The sequence below is a fragment of the Cobetia sp. PDI-12MA genome, from assembly GCF_059507695.1.
The window spans coordinates 875,043-894,164 of the sequence record NZ_CM183351.1 but is presented as its reverse complement, the minus strand read 5'-3'; the positions used below and the strand labels follow the sequence as shown (position 1 = coordinate 894,164).

Below are 19,122 nucleotides of genomic sequence, written 5' to 3'. Positions count from 1 at the left end.
CTGCCTCGGGCCAACGGCATACTGTATGGATCATCATATCGACAGCCTTTGACCGCAGGATGCCCGATGCGTCTGATCATCGCCGAAAAGCCCAGCCTCGCCCGCGCCATTGCCGAGGCGCTGCCCGGACGCTCAAGCAAGCGCGACGGCTATATCGATGCCGGTGACACCCGTGTCACCTGGTGCATCGGCCACCTGCTGGAGCAGGCCCCGCCGGATGACTACGACGAGCGCTTCAAGCGCTGGTCGCTGGATCATCTGCCGATCATCCCCGAGCAATGGAAACTCAAGCCGCGCAGCCAGGCGCGCGGTCAGCTCAAGACCATCCGCGAGCAGCTCAAGCTGGCCGATGAGGTCGTGCATGCCGGTGACCCTGACCGTGAAGGCCAGCTGCTGGTGCAGGAAGTACTGGAGCACATGCGCTGGCGCGGGCCGGTCAAGCGTCTGCTGATCAGTGACATGAACCGCCCCGCCGTCAGCCGTGCCCTCAACAAGCTGGACGACAATCAGCGCTGGCAGCCGCTCTATGAAGCCGCGCTGGCGCGACAGCGCGCCGACTGGCTATATGGCATGAACCTGACCCGCGCCTGGACATTGACCGGGCGCCAGGCTGGCCACGACGGTGTCCTGTCGGTGGGTCGTGTGCAGACGCCGCTGCTGGGGCTGGTCGTGCGCCGTGACGAGGAAATCGAGGCCTTCGAGCCCCGCGCCTTCTTTCCGCTGTGGATCGAGGCTGGTGTGGCGGCGGGCAGCTTCAAGGCCTGGTGGCATGCGCCCAGCTCGCCCTGGTTGCAACGCCTGGCGGACAAGGGCACCCCACTACCGCTGGATGACAAGGGTCGCCTGCTGGATAGCCGCCCCGCCGAGCGCCTCGCCCGCCATCTCGCGACCTTGACCACCCTCGGCGATGGCCATGTCGAAAGTGTCGAGGCCAGCGACAAGTCTCAACCCGCACCGCTGCCCTACTCGCTCTCGGCGCTGCAGGTCGATGCTGCGCGCCGCTTTCGCCTGCCGGCCCAGAAGGTACTCGACACCTGCCAGGCGCTCTATGAGCGTCACCAGCTGATCACCTACCCGCGCTCCGATTGCCGTTATCTGCCGCGCGAACATCACGCCGGAATGGCCAATCTGATGATCAGCGCCTGCGTGGGCGACCGCGAGCTTGAGCGCTTCAGTGGCGGCGCCGATTTCAGTCTGCGCTCGCGTGCCTTCAATGACAGCAAGGTCAGCGCACACCACGCCTTGGCGCCGACCGGGCGTGAACCGGACTATGCGCGCCTCTCTCGCGATGAAGCCAACCTCTATCGCATGATCACGCGCAACGTGCTGGCCCAGTTCTATCCGGCCTATCGCTATCGCGAGGTCAAGGTCGAACTGCGCTTCGCCAAGGAGCCCTTCCGCGCCAGTGGCCGCAGCGTCATCGACGAGGGCTGGAAGGTGCTGTTCCAGCGCACGGCGGAGACCAGGGAGGCAGCTGACAGGAACGCAGCCGCCGATGACAAGACCCCGCCGCCACTGCCCGCCCTGACGGCAGGCGAACCGGCCTGCGTGCTCGACTGCGGTATCGAGGAGAAGGAGACCCGCCCGCCGGAGCCCTTCAATGACGCCAGCCTGATCCAGGCGATGATGAACATCGCACGCTACGTCGAGGATGAAGCGGTGCGGCGCACGCTGCGCGATGTGGATGGCCTGGGCACCGAGGCGACACGCGCCGGCATGCTCGAGACCCTGATCAATCGCGGCTATCTGGTGCGCGAGGGCCAGGCGATGCGCTCGACGCGTATCGGCCGCGCGCTGATTCATGCCCTGCCGCCCGCCGTGTCGCGCCCGGAGCGCACCGCACAATGGGAGCAACGCCTGAGCATGATCCACGAGCAAGGCGACCCGGCGGCGCCCTTCTTGAGCGATCTGATCGTGGATCTGCGTGCGCTGCTCGCCGATAGCTCCGCCAGTCGTCTGAGCACGGCATTGGCCAGCGTCGGCGGTGCGACACCCGCGCCGCGCAAGGGCGGTGGCAAGGGCGGTTCGCGTCGCAAGGCCACATCCTACAAGAAGCGCGCGTCTGGCAGTGCGTCAGGAAAGGCTGCTGCTGGCAGCACTACGGACGGTGCTTCTCGTAAAAGTGCCTCATCCAGAAGCTCCCGCAAGCGAGCGACTGGGTCACGGCGCAAGACCGATAGCTGACAGCGGGTCAGGTGGAGTACAAGCGGCCTCCTCCTGCGGGCAGGGGTATTGCTCCTCTCTTTTCCAACCTGCCCTGCTCATCTCCCCGATGACAGATGGCAGATGACATGAGGATGGATACGCACACAATGATTGATCCGGAAGACAACTGGCTATGGATCATCGGCCCGGGTGCCATCGGGCGCCTGTTGGCGACTTCGCTGATGGCAGCACGCCAGCGAGAGCTTCGTGAGCAGGGAACATCCGCGCTACCGCGTGTCTTGCTGCTGGGACGCCAGGTGATGGCGGGGCAAGTGGTCGCGCTCGAGATGACTACACCTGAAGCACTATCTGTTATCGAAAAGATAATCTATTCAACAATTGACACACTACAAGGCCTGCCATCCAGAAAGCCCTCTGCCATCTGGCTGACGACCAAGGCCCACGGCGTACCCGCCGTGTGGCAGCAACTGGCACCACATATCACGCCCGAGACACCCGTGACCTGCTGGCAGAATGGCCTGAGCGCTCAGCCGTGGCTGGCCGAACGCCACGCCAACCTGCTATGCGCCAGCACCACCGAAGGCGCCTGGCTGCCAGCCGAGACTGGCGCCAGCGCGACGCCTGGCACTGACGCGACCGCGGATGACCTCCAGCACCTTGGCGTGCAACACGCCGGGCGCGGCCACACCTGGTTGGGCGCATGGCAAAGTGACGGCGACGGCGACCCCGGCCGCCAGTCCCATCAGGCCGCTCTCTTGCAATGTGACTGGCTCAGAGCAGCAGGGTTTGCATGCGAACGGACATCGGACATCCAGACTCGTCTGTGGCACAAGCTGGCGATCAATGCGGCGATCAATCCCCTGGTGGCACGCTATCGCATTCGCAATGGCCAGCTGCGCGACCAGCCCTTTGCGCCAATGGTGCGCCAGGCTGTCGAGGAGATCAGCACGGTACTGGATAGCGAAGGCATCCCTGCTCCGGGGGAAGGCTGGCAGGCGCTGGTCGAACAGGTCATCCGCGCGACCGCCAACAATCGCGCCTCGATGCTGCAGGATGTGCTGGCCGGTCGCCCTACCGAGGTCGAGGCGATCCTTGGCCCGTTGCGCAGCACTGCCTCCCGACATGGCCTGGCCCTGCCCTTGCTGAATGACCTCTACCACCAGCTGAGCACGCCGCAGCGCTGAAACCGGCATCACGACCAGCCCACCTGACTCGCCAGCCCGCCAGATGACGCGCACAAAAAAGACCCGCCTCGCGAGAGACGGGTCACAAGCAACAGCCAAGCTGTCGAGAGAGAGCAATACTGGCAGCCTGTCAGCCTCAAGCACGACGTGCATGACGTTGACAGGCAACCGCTGGATCAATGGCCAGGACTCAGTGCTCGCGTAGTTGCCTGCGCAGCGGCTCGCGAGCGCTGAGTCGAAAGAGCACTCATCCAGATATCAGGCTTCAGCGGTGGAAACGCTCTGAGGCTTCACGCGCCAGCGCGCGGATACCATCCCAGTCACCCGCATCGATCAGCTTCTGCGGCGCGACCCAGCTACCACCGACACACATCACGTTCTTGAGCGCGAGATAGTCAGCGGCATTGCTCAGAGAAATGCCACCCGTCGGGCAGAAGCGTGCTTCACTGATCGGGCCACCGAAGGACTTGATCGCATTGACGCCGCCCGAAGCTTCCGCCGGGAAGAACTTGAAGCGACGGTAACCGTACTGCCAGCCCGTCATCAGCTCCGAGACGGTCGCGACGCCCGGCAGCATCGGCACGCTGCTGGTCACGCCGTACTGGTACAGCGCTTCGGTGGTGCCCGGCGTGACGATGAAGTCGACGCCCAGCTCTTCCACCTGGCGATACTGTTCCGGAGTCAACACGGTGCCGGCACCAATGCTGGCATTGGGCAGCGCTTCACGCATCAGACGGATGGCTTCCAACGCGCAGTCGGTACGCAGCGTGACTTCCAGTACAGTCAGGCCACCCTCGTAGAGGGCCTTGCCCAGCGGTACGGCGTCCTCGATGCGCTCGACGGCGATCACCGGCAGCACGGAGGCCTTCTGGCAGATGCTGTCGATCTCGGTGGTGCGAGTCGACGGAAGCTGTTTTTCAAAGCTCATGGCGTTCTCCTTGTGCCGCGGCCAGCCTCCCTTGTGGCTGGCCGCGGCCGATGTGATCAGGGGGCCCAGTAAAGCGCCAGCGGCGCGGACAGGAAGGCACGAATCGGCAGTTCACTGACCGCCTCGACATCGCTCAGCGCGCGCGACAGCACGGCCTGCTTGTCGGTCCCCGTGAGGTGAAGCACGGTACGACGCGTCTGGCGCAGACGCTCGAGGGACAGCGTGATACGCGCCTGCGGCACGCTGGGTGCTCGCATCGGCACACAGCAATCCGCACTGGTCAGCGCTTCCTGCAGACGGTCACCATCCGGGAACAGCGAGGCCGTATGGCCATCGCCGCCCATGCCGAGAATCAGCGCGGAGGCCGGCCAGGGGAGCGCCGCGATGCGAGCACTCACTTCTGCGCAACCGTTTTCCGGCTCTGCCTCGGCGTTGGTCAGCGGATGGAAAGTGGCGGCACTGGCCGCGCCGCTCAGCAGGTGCTCACGCACGAAACGTGCATTGCTGTCATCGGCGTCTTCGCTCACCCAGCGCTCATCGGCGAGGGTGATATCGACCCGCGACCAGTCCAGCGGCTTGTCGCGCAGCGCGGCAAACAGCGGCTTGGGCGTGGAGCCGCCGGAAACCACCAGCAGCGCACGCGCTGACGGATCAACGTCAAGATCAGCCCGCAAGGCGGCGGCCAGATACTCGGCGAGAGAGTGTGCAGTCTGACCGCGCGGGTCCTGCTCAGTCACGGTGGCCCTCATCTCAATACTCCTCATACCAGCTGCGACCATCGCGCGTGATCATCGCGATCGAGGAGACGGGCCCCCAGGAGCCGGCCGGATAACGGCGTGGCGTGGCAGCGCGAGATTCCCAGCCATCGATGAGGGTATCGACCCAGCGCCAGGCGTGTTCGATCTCGTCACGACGCACGAACAGATACTGCTGGCCCTTGATGACCTCCAGCAGCAGACGTTCGTAAGCTTCCGGAATACGGCGCTTGGGGAAGGCGCTGTTGAAGTCGAGATCCAGCGGGCCCGGGCGCAGACGCATGCCCTTGTCGAGACCGGAATCCTTGGTCAGCACCTGCAGGGAGATGCCTTCGGACGGCTGAAGACGGATGATCAGCTTGTTGGCCGCCAGCGAGCGCTGGTCCGGATCGAAGATATAGTGCGGCTGCTGACGGAAGTGGATCACGATCTGTGACAGCTTCTCCGGCATGCGCTTGCCGGTCCGCAGGTAGAACGGCACACCGGCCCAGCGCCAGTTGGAGACTTCGGTCTTGAAGGCCACGAAGGTCTCGGTCTGGGATTCGGTGTTGGCACCCTCTTCCTCGAGATAGCCCGGCACGTGCTGGCCGTCGACGGCACCCGCGATGTACTGGCCACGCACCAGATCCGTGTTGAGACGCTCGCCGGTGATCGGGCGCAACGCCTTGAGCACCTTGACCTTCTCGTCACGAATGGCGTCTGCGTCCAGGTTGGACGGCGGATCCATCGCGATCAGGCACAGCAGCTGCAGCAGGTGGTTCTGCACCATGTCACGCAGCTGACCGGCCTGATCGAAGTAACCCCAGCGACCTTCGATGCCGACCTTTTCCGCCACGGTGATCTCGACGTGGGAAATCTGGTTCTGATTCCACTGATTGCCGAACATCGGATTGGCGAAGCGCAACGCGATCAGGTTCTGGACGGTTTCCTTGCCCAGATAGTGATCGATGCGATAGATCTGGGATTCGTGGAAGACGGCGCCGATCGCGTCGTTGACGACGCGCGAGCTCTCCAGATCAGAACCGATCGGCTTCTCGACCACGACACGCGAGTGCTCGTCGAGGCAGCCCGCCGCCTGCAGATTGCTGCTGATATCGCCGTAGATACGCGACGGTACGGAAAGATAGATCATCAGCGGGCGCGGCGATGGCTTGCCCTTGTCATCCACTCGCCAATCGGCGATCGCGGAATAGCCTTCCACGGTGCTGAAGTCCAGTGCCGCGTAGCTGATGCGAGAGAGGAAGCGCTCGATGCATTCCTTCTCGAGGTGCTCCGGCTTGACGCGCTCCTTGAGCGCCGCCTGCACGGTGTCCTTGAAGGATTCGAGGCTGACATCCTGACGCGCCAGACCGATCAGGCGGGTTGCCTTCTCGAGCAGGCCGTCACGGTCGAGGTGATAGAGGGCTGGATACAGCTTGCGCTTGGCGAGGTCGCCCAAGGCGCCGAACAGGGCAATATCCACGCCCGGAATGATGTCGGAACTCATGCCGCCGATTTCTCCCGTCGAAACTGCCCTGTATGCCGAAATGACCGACAAGGTGGGCGACATCGAACCCGCTTCCTGAAAGCTGCGCAGGCTGGCGCGGCGAGGAGAGGCTCGAATGACACACGGCACCGGGAAGGCGTTGGCGATACATGGCTGGTTATATTAACAACAAATGTAGCGATAACGACGCTGTCACTCAAGACAATTCGCCCCACAAATAGGTAAACTTACCTAAAAGTGGTAGTCAGCGGCGCTTTCGCCTCCACCTCGTCCTTCGCGCCCCTGGATCAGCAAGTGACCCAAAGAGATGCTTGGCCTACCAGACGAGTGAGGCTAGGATGCCCAGATTACGTAGTTATTTCACTACACAATGGCAGGGTAACAGGCGAATGGCAGTACACGACCTCATCAATCGCATCCGTGAACGTCTCGACGAGCTCAACCGCTCCGAGCGCAAGGTCGCCGACGTCATTCTGGCGGACCCGGCTGCGGCCACCGGCATGAGCATCGCGGCGCTCGCTCAGGCCTCGCTGGTCAGCGAGCCCACCGTCAACCGCTTCTGTCGCAACTTCGATGCCAAGGGCTTCCCCGACTTCAAGATCAAGCTGGCCCAGAGCCTTGCCGGCGGCACGCCCTACGTGTCGCGCAGTGTCGAACAGAACGATGATGCCGCGTCCTATGGCGACAAGATTCTCGGCGCCACCGTGGCGGCGCTGGACGATGCCCGACGCGCACTGGATCCCAGACGCATCGAACGCGCCGTCGACTACCTGAGCCAGGCCAAGCAGATCTGCTTCTTCGGCCTTGGCGCCTCAGGCCCGGTGGCGGCGGATGCCCAGCACAAGTTCTTCCGCTTCAACCTGCCGGTCATGGCCTATGAAGACGTGCTCATGCAGCGCATGGTGGCTGCCGCCTGCCATACCGGCGACGTGATCGTGATCATCTCCTACACTGGACGCACCCGCGAGCTGGTCGATATCGCCAAGCTCGCACGCAGCAATGGCGCCGCGGTACTGGGCATCACCGCACCGGACTCTCCGCTGGCGCGCGAGTGCACCGAAGTACTGGAAGTCATGGCACCGGAAGACACCGATATCTATATGCCGATGACCTCACGCATGATCCACCTGGCCTTGATCGACGTGCTGGCCACCGGCGTGACGCTGCGCCGTGGGGAAGACTTCCAGCAGCACCTCAAGAAGATCAAGGACAGCTTGAAGGACACCCGCTTCCCACCGGAATCTTGAGCACCTGTCTGGACGCCATGAGCACTTTCTGAAAATCACCAGCACCAGGCTCGGCGTCATCAGTCCCAGCCAGAGCAGATGAGCGCTTCCTGCGAGGCCATTCGGCGCGTTGCTGACCCTTCCGCGTCACTTGAGCGATCCTTCAGGGATGGCGCGGGGCTTGCACCCGCGTGATCAAGACACAACAATACGCGCCATACTCCCTGACATGCGGTGTTCACCGCATGATGTCTCATGTCGTGAATGCTGAGGATGCTTCCCATGCGCTGGCTGGCCACTGCTGCTCTGACCCTGATATCCGCCCTTCCCGTGACGATGAGTCTGGCTCAGGCCGACACCTTCAAGTTCACGGCGATTCCGGATGAAGATGAGTCACGCCTGGTCGAGCGTTTCGACAAGGTCGCTGACTATCTGGAAGCGAAGCTGGGGGTCGATGTCGAGTATGTGCCGGTCAAGTCCTATAGCGCCGCGGTCAGCGCCTTCCGCAATGATCAGATCCAGATGGCCTGGTTCGGCGGCCTGACAGGCGTTCAGGCACGTCAGATGGTGCCGGGCTCCGTCGCCATCGCACAGGGCGTGGAAGATGCCGCCTTCCGCAGCTACTTCATCGCGCGTCGCGACCTCAAGCTGGCCGGCGATGCCGCCGAGCCGCTGGACACCCTTCCCGACTCCGTCGAAGGCCATTCCTTCACCTTCGGCGCCAAGACGTCCACTTCAGGCCGCCTGATGCCGGAATACTATCTGCGCGAGCAGTTCCAGCAGGCACCGGACGCCCTGTTCAGCCGCGTCGGCTTCTCCGGCGATCACTCACGTACCATCGCACTGGTCGCCGCCGGCACCTATGACGTCGGCGCGGTCAACTTCGCGGTGTGGGAAGCCGCCGTCAAGGACGGCAAGGTCGACCCGAGCAAGGTGCAGGTGCTGTGGCAGACGCCGGCCTACCCGGATTATCAGTGGACGATTCGTGGCGATGCCGACAGCCACTTCGGCGCGGACTTCACCGCCCATGTCACCAAGGCACTGCTGGACATGAAGGACCCGGACCTGCTCGAGAGCTTCCCGCGCTCCGGTTTCATTCCGGCCAGCAACGATGACTACGCACCGATCAAGACCGTCGGCGAGCAGCTCGGTCTGCTGCGCTGAGCTCATGACCCAGGAAACACCCTCTCCATTGCTGCACCTTTCGCAGGACCACCTCGGCCATGGCGCCGAGGTGGTCCTGCGTGATCTGGATATTCGTCTCCTGCCGGGCGAGCGCATCGCCTTGCTCGGCGCCAGTGGCGCAGGCAAGTCCACGCTGCTGGAAGCCCTGCGCGCCGCGCTGCAACAGCGCGACGTAGCAGCCGCCTGGTGCCCTCAACGCCAGGGACTGGTGCCGCAATTGTCGGTCTACCACAACATCTTCATGGGCCGGTTGGACCAGCACTCACGGCTGACCAACCTGTTCAATCTGCTGCGCCCGAAACCGGCTCACTGGCAGGCGGTCGCCGAACTGTGCGAACCGCTGGGTATCGCCGATCTGATGGAGCGCTCCGTCGAGGCGCTTTCCGGCGGTCAGCGCCAGCGTGTCGCCATCGCACGCGCGCTCTATCAGGGCCATGATCTGTTCCTCGGCGACGAGCCAGTCGCAAGCGTGGACCCGCATCAGGCCAGCCAGCTGATCCAGCTGATTCATGCTCGTCACACCACCAGCGTGGTAGCACTTCATCAGCGCGAGTTGGCACTCACTCACTTCACGCGCGTGATCGGGCTTGGCAAGCAGACTGATGGCATGGGCCATAGTCAAGGTCAGGTGCTGCTGGATGTCGCGACCGACGGACTGACGCCCGCCGACCTGGACTTCCTGTACCCCGCTGCGGCGACCCGCGAGTCATCCGATGTCAGCTGACCCCTCCACCATGACGGCAGAGCTACGTCGCCCCCCTCGCTGGTGGCAGGCACGCAGTGACGGTGCGCGCCTGTTGCGCCTCGGTGGTGGTCTGGTCATCGCCATGCTGGTACTGGTGCCCTTCGCCGATCTCTCCGTTACCTCGCGCGATCCCTGGCAGGAACTGGGCCGCATGCTGGCGGGTCTGGCATCGCCGGCTCCCGGCGCGCTGGAATCCCCGTTGCACGCTCTGATCCTGACCATCGCCTTCGCGCTATGGGGCACCCTGCTAGGCGCACTGATCGGGCTGTCGCTGGCATTGGTCTACTCTCGTTCGCGCCTGCTGCGGGGTGTCTGCGCCGGGTTGCGTGCGGTGCACGAGCTGTTCTGGGCACTGCTGTTGCTGCAGGTGTTCGGGCTATCGGCCGCCACGGCGCTGGCGGCGATCACGATTCCCTATGCAGCGACCTTCGCCAAGGTCTATGCCGAGATTCTCGAACAACTGCCACAGGCGCCGCTCAAGGCACTGCCCTGGGCCAGCTCGCGCGCGATGCGCTTTGTGTATGCAGAACTGCCGATGGCGTGGCGGCGCATGGCCAGCTACACCCGCTATCGCTTCGAATGCGGACTGCGCGCCAGTGTTCTGCTGGGTTTCGTCGGCTTGCCCACGCTGGGCTTCTATCTGGAAAGCGCCTTTCGCGAGGGCCGCTATGCAGAGGCGGGCGCCCTGCTATGGATCTTCTATCTGCTGATCGCCACGCTCCCATGGTGGGGTCACCGTCGGGTATTGCCGGTGCTGGCCATCGCCAGCCTCTGGTGGCTGGGGCCATGGCCCGATGTCAGCCCGACTCTGCTGTGGCGCTTCATCAGCCATGACATCTGGCCGGCGCCGCTGGTCAATGCGTCATTCGAGACATTGATCTCGGGCGAGCTTGCGACAGGCCTGCTGCAGTGGGCCAGCCACCTGCCCGATCTGCTGCCCGCCATCGGCAATACCTTGCTGCTCGGCCTGCTGGGCACCGCCGGTAGTCTGCTGATCGCCATGCTGCTATGGCCGCTGGCCAGCCGCCATGTGGGCAACCGTCTCTCGCAACACTCGACCAACGGCCTGCTGATCTTCCTGCGCACCACGCCGGAGCTGATTCTGGCCTTCATCCTGCTGTTGCTGCTGGGGCCCTCGCTGCTGCCCGCCTGGCTGGCGCTAGCGCTGCACAACGGCGCGATCATCGCCTTCCTGTGTGCTCGCCATGCCAACCAGATTCAGCTGCCGCCCAGTCGCCCGCAGGGCAAGTTCGAATGCTGGCTCTATGAGCTCAACCCGCGCGTCGCTCCCGGCATGTTCGCATTGCTGCTCTACCGCGCCGAGACCATCATTCGCGAGACGGCCATTCTCGGCATGCTGGGGGTGGTGACGCTGGGCTTCCATATCGACTCGAGCTTCGAATACCTGATGTTTGATCAGGCATTTGCCTTGCTGGTGCTCACCGCCATACTCAATATCGGCGTTGACAGCCTCGCGCGGCGCCTGCGCCCCAGCGGCGAGATCTCTGAAGACAGCTGCGTGCGCTGACTCCTGCCCTGCGCAGGAGTAGGCGCTGACTCCATGACGCACCCGACTCCCCTTTGAGCGAGCCTTCCCATGCCTCAATCGTCACCTGCAGATGCTGCCAGCACGGCAAGCGCCAAGCGTGAAGCACAGCGCATCACCTTGATCGGCGCGGCGCTGGATGGCGTGCTGGGGGTCGCGAAGCTCGTCATCGGCAAGCTGGTCGGCTCGCAGGCACTGATCGCCGATGGCATCCATTCCCTGTCAGACCTGGTGACGGATGCCTTCGTGTTGGTGGCGACTCACTACGGCCGCCAGGCGCCGGATCGCTCACATCCGTGGGGGCATGAGCGCATCGAGACGCTCGGCACCCTGGTGCTCGGCAGTCTGCTGCTGGCCGTGGCGGGCGCCATTGGCTGGGAAGGCATTTTGCGCAGTTGGGAGCTGATGTTCGGCTCACTGACCATCCCATTGCCCGGCGCGCTGGGCATCGGTATAGCGGTTGTCTCGCTGCTCGGCAAGGAAGGTATCTTCCGCGCCACGCTGAAAGTCGCGCGCAAGCAGAAATCCAAGCTGCTGGAGGCCAATGCCTGGCACTCGCGCAGCGATGCGCTCTCCACCGTGGCGGTGCTGGTAGGGCTGATCGGTACCCAGCTGGGGGCCAGCTGGCTGGATGGCATCGCGGCGGTCGTCGTTGGCGTGATGGTGGGCAAGATCGGCGCCTCCTTGGCCTGGGAGGCCTCACGCGAACTGATCGACACCGCCCTGCCACGTGAGCAGCAACACGCCATGCGTGAGTGCTTGCTGTCACTGCCGGAAGTACGCGGTGCGCATGACCTGCGCAGCCGTACGCTGGCCGGCCGTATCGTGCTGGAAGTCCACCTGCTGGTCGCGCCACGCATCAGCGTCTCGGAAGGCCATGCCATCGGCCATCATGCCGTGGCTCGCCTCAAGGCCGAATTCCCTCAGCTCAGTGACGTGCTCTATCACATCGACCCCGAAGACGACTCGCATCTCGGCCAGGTTAGCCTGGCGCAGCCCACGCTGAAGCAGCCCCTGCCCCTGCGCAGCGACATCATCGCCGCACTCGAGGGATGCTGGCAGCAATCACCCCTCTGGCAGGCGCGCAGCGGCCTCATCCTGCATTACGTCAACCATGCCACCGCGTCTACTGATACCGACTCGCCAGCCCCGCATGTGGATATCCTGCTGGAGTTGCCGGGTTGTGCTACGCAAGCCATCTCGGAAACGGCTCAGCAATGTAACCACGACGCTGACTCACGCAACGCATCAATCGCCGAGATGGAACGCCTCGCAGCGGATCTTGAGTGGTTTGGCAAGCTGGAGATCGGTGTGATGTCACATATCCACCAGCGCTGACGTGTGGGTTACACTGCAGGCAAAGGCAGGCATGGCATCCTGCACTTCAGAGGCAGGCTTGGGATGCCCCATCAACGTTCAAAAGCGCTCAAAGGCATTCCAGGCATCGTCATCTAGACCAGGATTCACGCTGAACTCAAAGACAGACATCCACCAGACAAGGAGCACGCCATGAGCAACGCATCCGGCGAAATGCACAAGACACGCATCATCAGTGAGCTGAAAGGCTTCATCCGCAAACTGCTGCAAGACCCGAAGATTCTCGAGCAGTCACTGGTCGTGGCGCGAGCGCGCCTCAAGGAAGGGGCAGAACAAGGAAAGAATGAGCAAGCGGTGCTGGCCATCATCGCCAACGAGATTTCTGACACTACCAGTATCCATATTCCGGAAGATCCGGCAGAGCACTCCGATGCGGACAAGCTATTCCTGGAGCTCTTGAAGGATGTGGTGGAGGAAGAAGAAGCGCTTTATTGATAGTTTCTTGTCTCCAATAAAAAACCGCCCCGGAGGGCGGTTTTTTTAACGGCATTCTGCAGGGGCTAAGTTAGCTGGCAAATCTGCTCCAGCTGGAGCATCTGCTTTACCAGCAGCGAAGCAATCCCAGCGAATTGCATCTGTAGGTACAGTACCTGCCACAAGCGCATCACCACCAGACGTTGGCACTAATACCAAAGCATCTCCATTATCTGCTGTCGACACATTATCATTATACTCTATGGTAATTACTCCTGTATCTTCATTAACACTAAGAGTATCTACATTCTTAAGAGTACCGCTGGCTGGTGAAGTATAGCCGGTGTCTAGAGCTGCAGATCCATTATATGCATTCTCAGATACAGCAGTTTTCGCTGCAGCCGCCAAGTTCAAGCCCTCTGTGACTCTCGCTCGCGCAGTGTAATCCTGATAACGCGGGATCGCGATAGCCGCCAGAATACCGATAATCGCCACAACGATCATAAGTTCGATCAACGTAAAACCAGCTTGTTGCTTGCGTGTCATGGTGTGACTCCCTTGCATTTGCGTAGTGAGATCAGGTCGTACGTCCTGAAACCCCGGTTACCTTCCCTGACTATCAGGATGTTATATGAAGATGTCAGTATGGGTGCTTGTTTCTAATATTCCCAACAACATCTTCGTCAGCATAACATCTTGATATCACGGGGTGTCGACCGGACGGGACGAGTGATACCACAGCCACAGAACAGGTGCCATTGCCATGTCGCAAGACGCTTGCTTGGCGGCGCTGACGGCTGCTTGGTTGTTACAATAGATTACACTCGGTGACATTGCAAGCAACGAACATAAAAACTTTGTGATCGAGTCCCAGTCGCGCTTCAACGTTACTCCCGACCCAACAGTGTTTGGCTACCTCCCTTCCACTAACTCTACCCCCTTCTAGTGTCATGAATGCGCCATTCCTAGCGCAGGGCAATCCAGCTACACTCTTCATAAATACGATGGCTTACTGCGGCAAAGTACGCACGCAGCGCATCAGCGCATGCTTCACGTTTGAATCAGTCAGAGTAGGCCCATCGGCAACTGCAACAGGAAGAGTGTCATGCCCCAGCCAGAACACACGCTAAAAGGATTTGCCGCTCGACTGGTCGACTCTGGCCTGCTCGAGCCACAGGCAGCACAGCTAGCTGAGCAGGAAGCCAATGAGGCAGGGGAGAGCCTGTTACTGCATATCATCGCGCACGGCCTGGTGACGGCACGTGACGCGACATTGGCGGCCGCCTGGGAATACGGTCTTCCGTATGTAGATCTCGATGCTGTTCGCATCGACTCACTGCCTTCCATCGATGAGCTGCCCGAAAAGGTCCTGCGCAAGCTGGGGGTATTGCCTCTCTATCGCCGTGAGCATCGCCTGACCGTCGGTGTGCCCTCACCATCAACCCTCACGCATCTAGATGAACTGCAGTTTGCCACCGGCTTGTCGATCGAGAGTGTCCTGGTCGCCGCCGACCAGCTGACGCCAGCATTGGAGCAGTACCTGGAAGCCGGCGAAGAAAGCGCCATGGATATGCTGAGCGAGGATGGCGAAGCGCTTGATGGGCTGGATTTCGAAGGCGAAGAAGATAACAAAAACGACATGGCCATCACGGCCAGCAGTGATGACGCTCCGGTAGTGCGTTTCGTTCACAAGGTACTGCTGGATGCCATCAAGCGTGGTGCCTCGGATATCCACTTCGAGCCTTACGAATCCACCTATCGCATTCGTTTTCGTATCGATGGCATGTTGATCGAGAATACTCGGCCGCCCTTCAATATGCGCAATCGTATCTCGGCGCGCCTGAAAGTCATGTCACGCATGGATATTTCCGAGCGCCGTTTACCGCAGGATGGTGCAATCAAATTGCGCCTGTCCAAGTCCCGCTCCATCGACTTCCGTGTCAATACACTGCCCACCGTGTATGGCGAGAAGCTGGTGCTGCGTATTCTCGACCCCAGCTCGGCCAAGATGGGCATCGAAGCGCTGGGCTTCGAACCCGAACAGCGCGCCATGTTCGAGAAGACGCTGGATCAGCCACAGGGCATGATTCTGGTCACTGGGCCTACCGGTAGCGGCAAGACAGTGACGCTCTACACCGGCTTGAATATCCTCAATACACCGGAGCGCAATATCTCGACGGCGGAAGACCCGGTCGAGCTCAAAGTGGAAGGGGTCAACCAGGTCAATGTGCTGCCCAAGATCGGCCTGGACTTCGCCTCGGCCTTGCGCGCCTTCCTGCGCCAGGATCCCGATGTGGTGATGGTGGGGGAAATTCGTGACAAGGAAACCGCCGAGATTGCTGTCAAGGCAGCCCAGACCGGTCACCTGGTACTTTCTACCTTGCACACCAACTCAGCACCCGAGACACTGACTCGCCTGAGCAACATGGGGATTGCTCCTTTCAACATCGCGAGCTCTGTCTCGTTGATCATCGCGCAGCGCCTTGCGCGTCGCCTGTGCACCCACTGCCGTCAGCCCGCAGAGATTCCGCCTGAGGCGATGGCCTCGATGGGCTTCAGTGAAGACAATGGCTTCAGCGCAGCAGAACTCGAGGCCGCAACCATCTTCCGCCCGGTCGGTTGCAGTCAGTGCACGCTGGGTTACAAGGGACGAGTCGGCATCTATGAAGTCATGCCGATCTCGGATGAGATGAGTCGCTTGATCATGCGTGAGGGCACCGCCATCGAGCTGGCAGACCAGGCACGCAAGGAAGGGCTTTCAGACCTGAGACGTAGCGGCTTGCGCAAGGTGATGTCGGGCATGACCTCACTGGAAGAAGTCAATCGCATCACCAAGGACTGAGTCACTGTTGCAGGCCACGCATGTCACGGTTACCTATGGCGACTGACAGTGATCAATACGCCAGATAGCTGACTTTTGCTCAGTCATCAGGCACATTGAAGACAAGATGACCCAGGCATTGATCATGGCTCGACCTTCAATGCCTGCTCCCCATTTATCAGGGAACGATAACTGACATGGCAACTCCTAGAACTGCCAAGAAAGACAAGAAAAAAGCGGGCATTGAGACCTGGCAATGGTCTGGCAAGAACTCGCGCGGTGAAAACGTCAAGGGCGAGCTGATGTCGGCCAACGTCGATCAGGTCAAGAACACGTTGGTCAGCCAGGGCATCGTGGTCAAGCGTTTGCGCAAGAAGTCCTCCCTGTTTGGCGGCAGCAAGAAGGTCAGTGGCAAGGATGTCACCATGTTCGCCCGTCAGATGGCGACTATGATCCGTGCTGGCGTACCGGTACTGCAGGCATTTGGCATCGTGGCTGAAAGCATGAAGAGTCCAGGTATGCGTCATCTGGTCGAAGACATGATGAATCAGGTGGGAGCAGGCGCCAGCTTTTCGGAAGCCTTACGCAAACACCCCCAGCACTTTGATAACCTGTTTGCCAATCTGGTTGAAGCCGGCGAACAAGCTGGCGCCCTGGACAAGATGCTCGACCGCGTCGCAACTTATAAAGAAAAGATTGATTCACTCAAGGCGCGCGTCAAGAAAGCCCTGTATTACCCTATCGCCGTGATCGGCGTCGGGATCGGGGTAACAGCCATCCTCTTGATCAAGGTAGTCCCACAGTTTGAAAGTCTTTTTCAGGGCTTCGGCGCAGAGCTGCCTGCATTTACCCAGCTGACGATCACCTTGTCGGAGTACGCGCAGAATTACTGGTATGTTGCGTTAGGCGCGATAATCCTGACCGTCGTACTCATTGCGCAGGGGATCAAGCGCTCTGACAAGTTTGCCTACGCCAGTCACCGCTTCATGCTCAAGGTACCGGTACTCGGCGATATTCTGGATAAATCGTCTGTCGCTCGTTACTCACGCACATTGGCCACGACCTTCCAGGCCGGGGTTCCGTTAGTGGAATCGCTAGATACTGCCGCCGGCGCCTCAGGCAACAAGGTCTACGAGCGTGCCATTGCCCAGATCAAGGAAGATGTCTCTACCGGCCAGCAGCTAAACTTCGCCATGCGCAATACACAGTTGTTTCCGACACTGGCAGTACAGATGGTAGCGATTGGCGAGGAGTCCGGCTCGCTGGATGCCATGCTCAACAAGGTGGCGGATTTCTACGAAGAAGATGTCGACAACAAGGTAGATGCACTGACCTCATTGCTGGAGCCCTTGATCATCGTGGTGCTAGGCACCCTGGTGGGCGGGCTTGTGGTCTCGATGTATCTCCCCATCTTCGAGCTGGGCAACGCGATTTAGAGCGCGGCCTGCACTCGAAAGATGCTTTCATGCCAAGCGGCCGCGCCACCTCAGGGACGCGGCCGTGTCATTTACTGACAAGGACGACTCGTGGAATCACTCGCCCAACTCTCCCCCACCCTGCAGGCCTGCCTGGCCGGTATATTCGGCTTGCTGATCGGCAGCTTTCTGAATGTCGTCATCACTCGCCTGCCCGTGATGATGATGCGCCAATGGCGCGCTGAAGCCCGCGAGGCATTGGAGCTGGAAGCCGAAGACACACCGCGCTTCAATCTGCTGGTGCCCGCATCACGCTGCCCGGGCTGTGACACGCCGATCAAGTGGCACGACAACCTGCCCATTCTCGGCTGGCTGAAACGGCGTGGTCGCTGCGCCAGCTGCAATACGCGCATCAGTGCGCAATATCCGCTGGTGGAACTGGCCGGTGGCGCACTTGGTGCGTCCATCGCGTTGATCTACGGCCTGGAGGCACAGAGCCTATGGATCTTCGGTGCCTGTCTGACCTTGCTGGTGCTGTCGGTCATCGACTTCCGCACCCAGCTGCTGCCAGATGCCATCACCCTGCCACTGCTGTGGACAGGCCTCGCCTATCAGTTGCTGTTCCAGCCTCTGATGCTGCCCAGTGCCGTCATCGGCGCGATGGCGGGCTATCTGGTGCTGTGGAGCTTCTACTGGCTATTCAAGCTGGTCACCGGCAAGGAAGGCATGGGCTACGGTGACTTCAAGCTGCTCGCCGCTCTCGGCGCCTGGCTCGGCTGGCAGTGGTTGCCGCTGTTGCTGATTCTGTCCGCCGGCCTCGGGGCCGTTCTGGGCATCCTGCTGCAACTGCTGGTACCGCGCCTGCGTGGCGCACCGATGCCCTTCGGGCCTTACCTGGCGGTTGCCGGCTGGATCGCTCTGCTGTTTGGTACGCCCTTGATGAGCCTCTACCTGAGCGTGATCGGCGCATGATGACGTCCTCTCCAACCCAGGGCCCCATCATCGGTGTCACCGGCGGCATCGGCAGCGGCAAGTCGAGCGTCGCGAGACTGTTCGGCGAGCTGGGCATCCAGTGGGTGGATGCCGACGATGTCTCGCGCGAGATCGTGCGTCCCGGCGAGGCCGCTCTGGGCGAGATCATCGCCCACTTCGGCGAGTCGATCGTCACGGCGCAGGGCGAGCTTGATCGCGCCGCGCTGCGCGAGCGGATCTTCGCTGCCCCTGAGGAGCGCCAATGGCTGGAGCGCTGCACCCATCCGCGTATCCGGGAGCGGATCGTGCAGCACCTGGCGGCCATGACCAGCCCCTATCGCCTGCTGGTCTCTCCGCTGTTGTTCGAGTCCGGCCAGGACAGCCTCGTCTCACGCACCCTGGTGGTGGATGTCAGCCAGGATGTGCAGCTGGCGCGCACGCTGAGCCGCGATGGTGTCAGCGAAGCGCAGGTACGTGCCATCCTCGCGGCCCAACTGCCACGCGAGACACGACTGGCCAAGGCCGACGATGTCATCGACAATGACGCAAGCCAGGCGCATCTTCGTGAACAGGTAGTGGCCATGGATGCCTACTATCGATCACTGAGCGCCCCCCACACACCGTTTCAGGACACCCCTCATGTCTGATGCCACCGCTTCCCACAATGGCAAGACACCATTGACCGTCGCTTGCCCGCAATGCCGTACCGACGTGGTATGGAGTGCCGCCAGCGAGTTTCGCCCCTTCTGCAGCAAGCGCTGCCAACTGCTGGATCTTGGCGCCTGGGCGGATGAATCCCACAGTATCGCCGGTGAGCCTGCCATGGATGAGACCAGTATCGACGAGATGGTGGCGCGCATGGAACGCGACATGAATCAGCAGTAGCGCTCGAGAGAGCCCTG

Annotated in this window: 17 protein-coding genes; 13 read left to right on the top strand and 4 right to left on the bottom strand. The window is 61.5% G+C overall.

Features of this window, described 5'->3' with window-relative positions:
• Positions 1-66: 66 nt before the first annotated feature.
• Together AC5WNI_RS03850 and AC5WNI_RS03845 are read left to right on the top strand one after the other, a co-directional pair.
• Positions 67-2,184, top strand: coding sequence for a DNA topoisomerase III (locus tag AC5WNI_RS03850; RefSeq protein WP_285460123.1), 2,118 nt, complete (start codon positions 67-69; stop codon positions 2,182-2,184).
• Positions 2,185-2,297: 113 nt separating this feature from the next.
• Positions 2,298-3,350, top strand: coding sequence for a ketopantoate reductase family protein (locus AC5WNI_RS03845; RefSeq protein ID WP_495928729.1), 1,053 nt, complete (start codon positions 2,298-2,300; stop codon positions 3,348-3,350).
• A 265-nt stretch (positions 3,351-3,615) separates the two neighbouring features.
• Here the strand turns inward: AC5WNI_RS03845 and AC5WNI_RS03840 are convergent, their stop codons facing one another.
• From AC5WNI_RS03840 to zwf, 3 genes are read right to left on the bottom strand one after another with little or no spacing between them, the layout of a single operon-like run.
• Positions 3,616-4,278 carry a bifunctional 4-hydroxy-2-oxoglutarate aldolase/2-dehydro-3-deoxy-phosphogluconate aldolase gene (locus AC5WNI_RS03840; protein WP_175088300.1) on the bottom strand — a complete coding sequence of 221 codons (663 nt, stop codon included), beginning with the start codon at positions 4,276-4,278 and terminating at the stop codon, positions 3,616-3,618.
• A 56-nt stretch (positions 4,279-4,334) separates the two neighbouring features.
• Positions 4,335-5,027, bottom strand: a complete 693-nt coding sequence (gene pgl / locus AC5WNI_RS03835) for a 6-phosphogluconolactonase (protein WP_368448375.1) — start codon at positions 5,025-5,027, stop codon at positions 4,335-4,337.
• A 1-nt stretch (position 5,028) separates the two neighbouring features.
• On the bottom strand, positions 5,029-6,519 hold the full coding sequence (gene zwf, locus AC5WNI_RS03830) for a glucose-6-phosphate dehydrogenase (RefSeq protein ID WP_175088302.1): 1,491 nt from the start codon (positions 6,517-6,519) through the stop codon (positions 5,029-5,031).
• Between the two features lie 389 nt (positions 6,520-6,908).
• On the opposite strand from zwf, the gene AC5WNI_RS03825 reads away from it, so the two are divergent.
• The 6 genes from AC5WNI_RS03825 (at position 6,909) to AC5WNI_RS03800 (ending at position 13,033) form a co-directional block, all read left to right on the top strand.
• Complete coding sequence (locus AC5WNI_RS03825) at positions 6,909-7,766, top strand: MurR/RpiR family transcriptional regulator (protein ID WP_175088303.1); 858 nt, start codon at positions 6,909-6,911, stop codon at positions 7,764-7,766.
• 261 nt (positions 7,767-8,027) lie between these two features.
• Positions 8,028-8,909: a putative selenate ABC transporter substrate-binding protein gene (locus AC5WNI_RS03820; RefSeq protein WP_495928726.1), complete on the top strand. Its 882-nt coding sequence runs from the start codon at positions 8,028-8,030 to the stop codon at positions 8,907-8,909.
• Positions 8,910-8,913: 4 nt separating this feature from the next.
• Positions 8,914-9,654 carry an ATP-binding cassette domain-containing protein gene (locus AC5WNI_RS03815; RefSeq protein ID WP_495928725.1) on the top strand — a complete coding sequence of 247 codons (741 nt, stop codon included), beginning with the start codon at positions 8,914-8,916 and terminating at the stop codon, positions 9,652-9,654.
• On the top strand, positions 9,644-11,203 hold the full coding sequence (locus AC5WNI_RS03810) for a PhnE/PtxC family ABC transporter permease (protein ID WP_495928723.1): 1,560 nt from the start codon (positions 9,644-9,646) through the stop codon (positions 11,201-11,203). The genes AC5WNI_RS03815 and AC5WNI_RS03810 overlap by 11 nt, the downstream gene beginning before the upstream one ends.
• A gap of 69 nt (positions 11,204-11,272) precedes the next feature.
• Complete coding sequence (locus AC5WNI_RS03805) at positions 11,273-12,559, top strand: cation diffusion facilitator family transporter (protein ID WP_495928722.1); 1,287 nt, start codon at positions 11,273-11,275, stop codon at positions 12,557-12,559.
• Positions 12,560-12,730: 171 nt separating this feature from the next.
• The gene (locus AC5WNI_RS03800) at positions 12,731-13,033 is read left to right on the top strand and encodes a hypothetical protein (protein ID WP_043332474.1); all 303 of its coding nucleotides are present in this window, start codon (positions 12,731-12,733) and stop codon (positions 13,031-13,033) included.
• A 45-nt stretch (positions 13,034-13,078) separates the two neighbouring features.
• Here AC5WNI_RS03800 and AC5WNI_RS03795 read toward each other — a convergent pair whose 3' ends face one another.
• Entirely contained in the window at positions 13,079-13,558 is a 480-nt protein-coding gene (locus AC5WNI_RS03795) for a pilin (RefSeq protein ID WP_495928720.1), read from the bottom strand.
• Between the two features lie 559 nt (positions 13,559-14,117).
• Here AC5WNI_RS03795 and pilB point away from each other — a divergent pair.
• The 5 genes from pilB to yacG all read left to right on the top strand — a co-directional run bounded on the left by pilB (position 14,118) and on the right by yacG (position 19,105).
• Positions 14,118-15,854: a type IV-A pilus assembly ATPase PilB gene (gene pilB / locus AC5WNI_RS03790; protein ID WP_495928719.1), complete on the top strand. Its 1,737-nt coding sequence runs from the start codon at positions 14,118-14,120 to the stop codon at positions 15,852-15,854.
• A 176-nt stretch (positions 15,855-16,030) separates the two neighbouring features.
• Positions 16,031-17,269, top strand: coding sequence for a type II secretion system F family protein (locus AC5WNI_RS03785; protein WP_368448364.1), 1,239 nt, complete (start codon positions 16,031-16,033; stop codon positions 17,267-17,269).
• A gap of 90 nt (positions 17,270-17,359) precedes the next feature.
• Positions 17,360-18,220: a prepilin peptidase gene (locus tag AC5WNI_RS03780; protein ID WP_175088310.1), complete on the top strand. Its 861-nt coding sequence runs from the start codon at positions 17,360-17,362 to the stop codon at positions 18,218-18,220.
• Positions 18,217-18,867, top strand: a complete 651-nt coding sequence (coaE, locus tag AC5WNI_RS03775; RefSeq protein ID WP_495928717.1) for a dephospho-CoA kinase — start codon at positions 18,217-18,219, stop codon at positions 18,865-18,867. The genes AC5WNI_RS03780 and coaE overlap by 4 nt, the downstream gene beginning before the upstream one ends.
• Positions 18,860-19,105 carry a DNA gyrase inhibitor YacG gene (gene yacG, locus AC5WNI_RS03770; protein WP_285460111.1) on the top strand — a complete coding sequence of 82 codons (246 nt, stop codon included), beginning with the start codon at positions 18,860-18,862 and terminating at the stop codon, positions 19,103-19,105. Before coaE ends, yacG begins: the two co-directional genes overlap by 8 nt.
• Positions 19,106-19,122 lie beyond the last annotated feature (17 nt).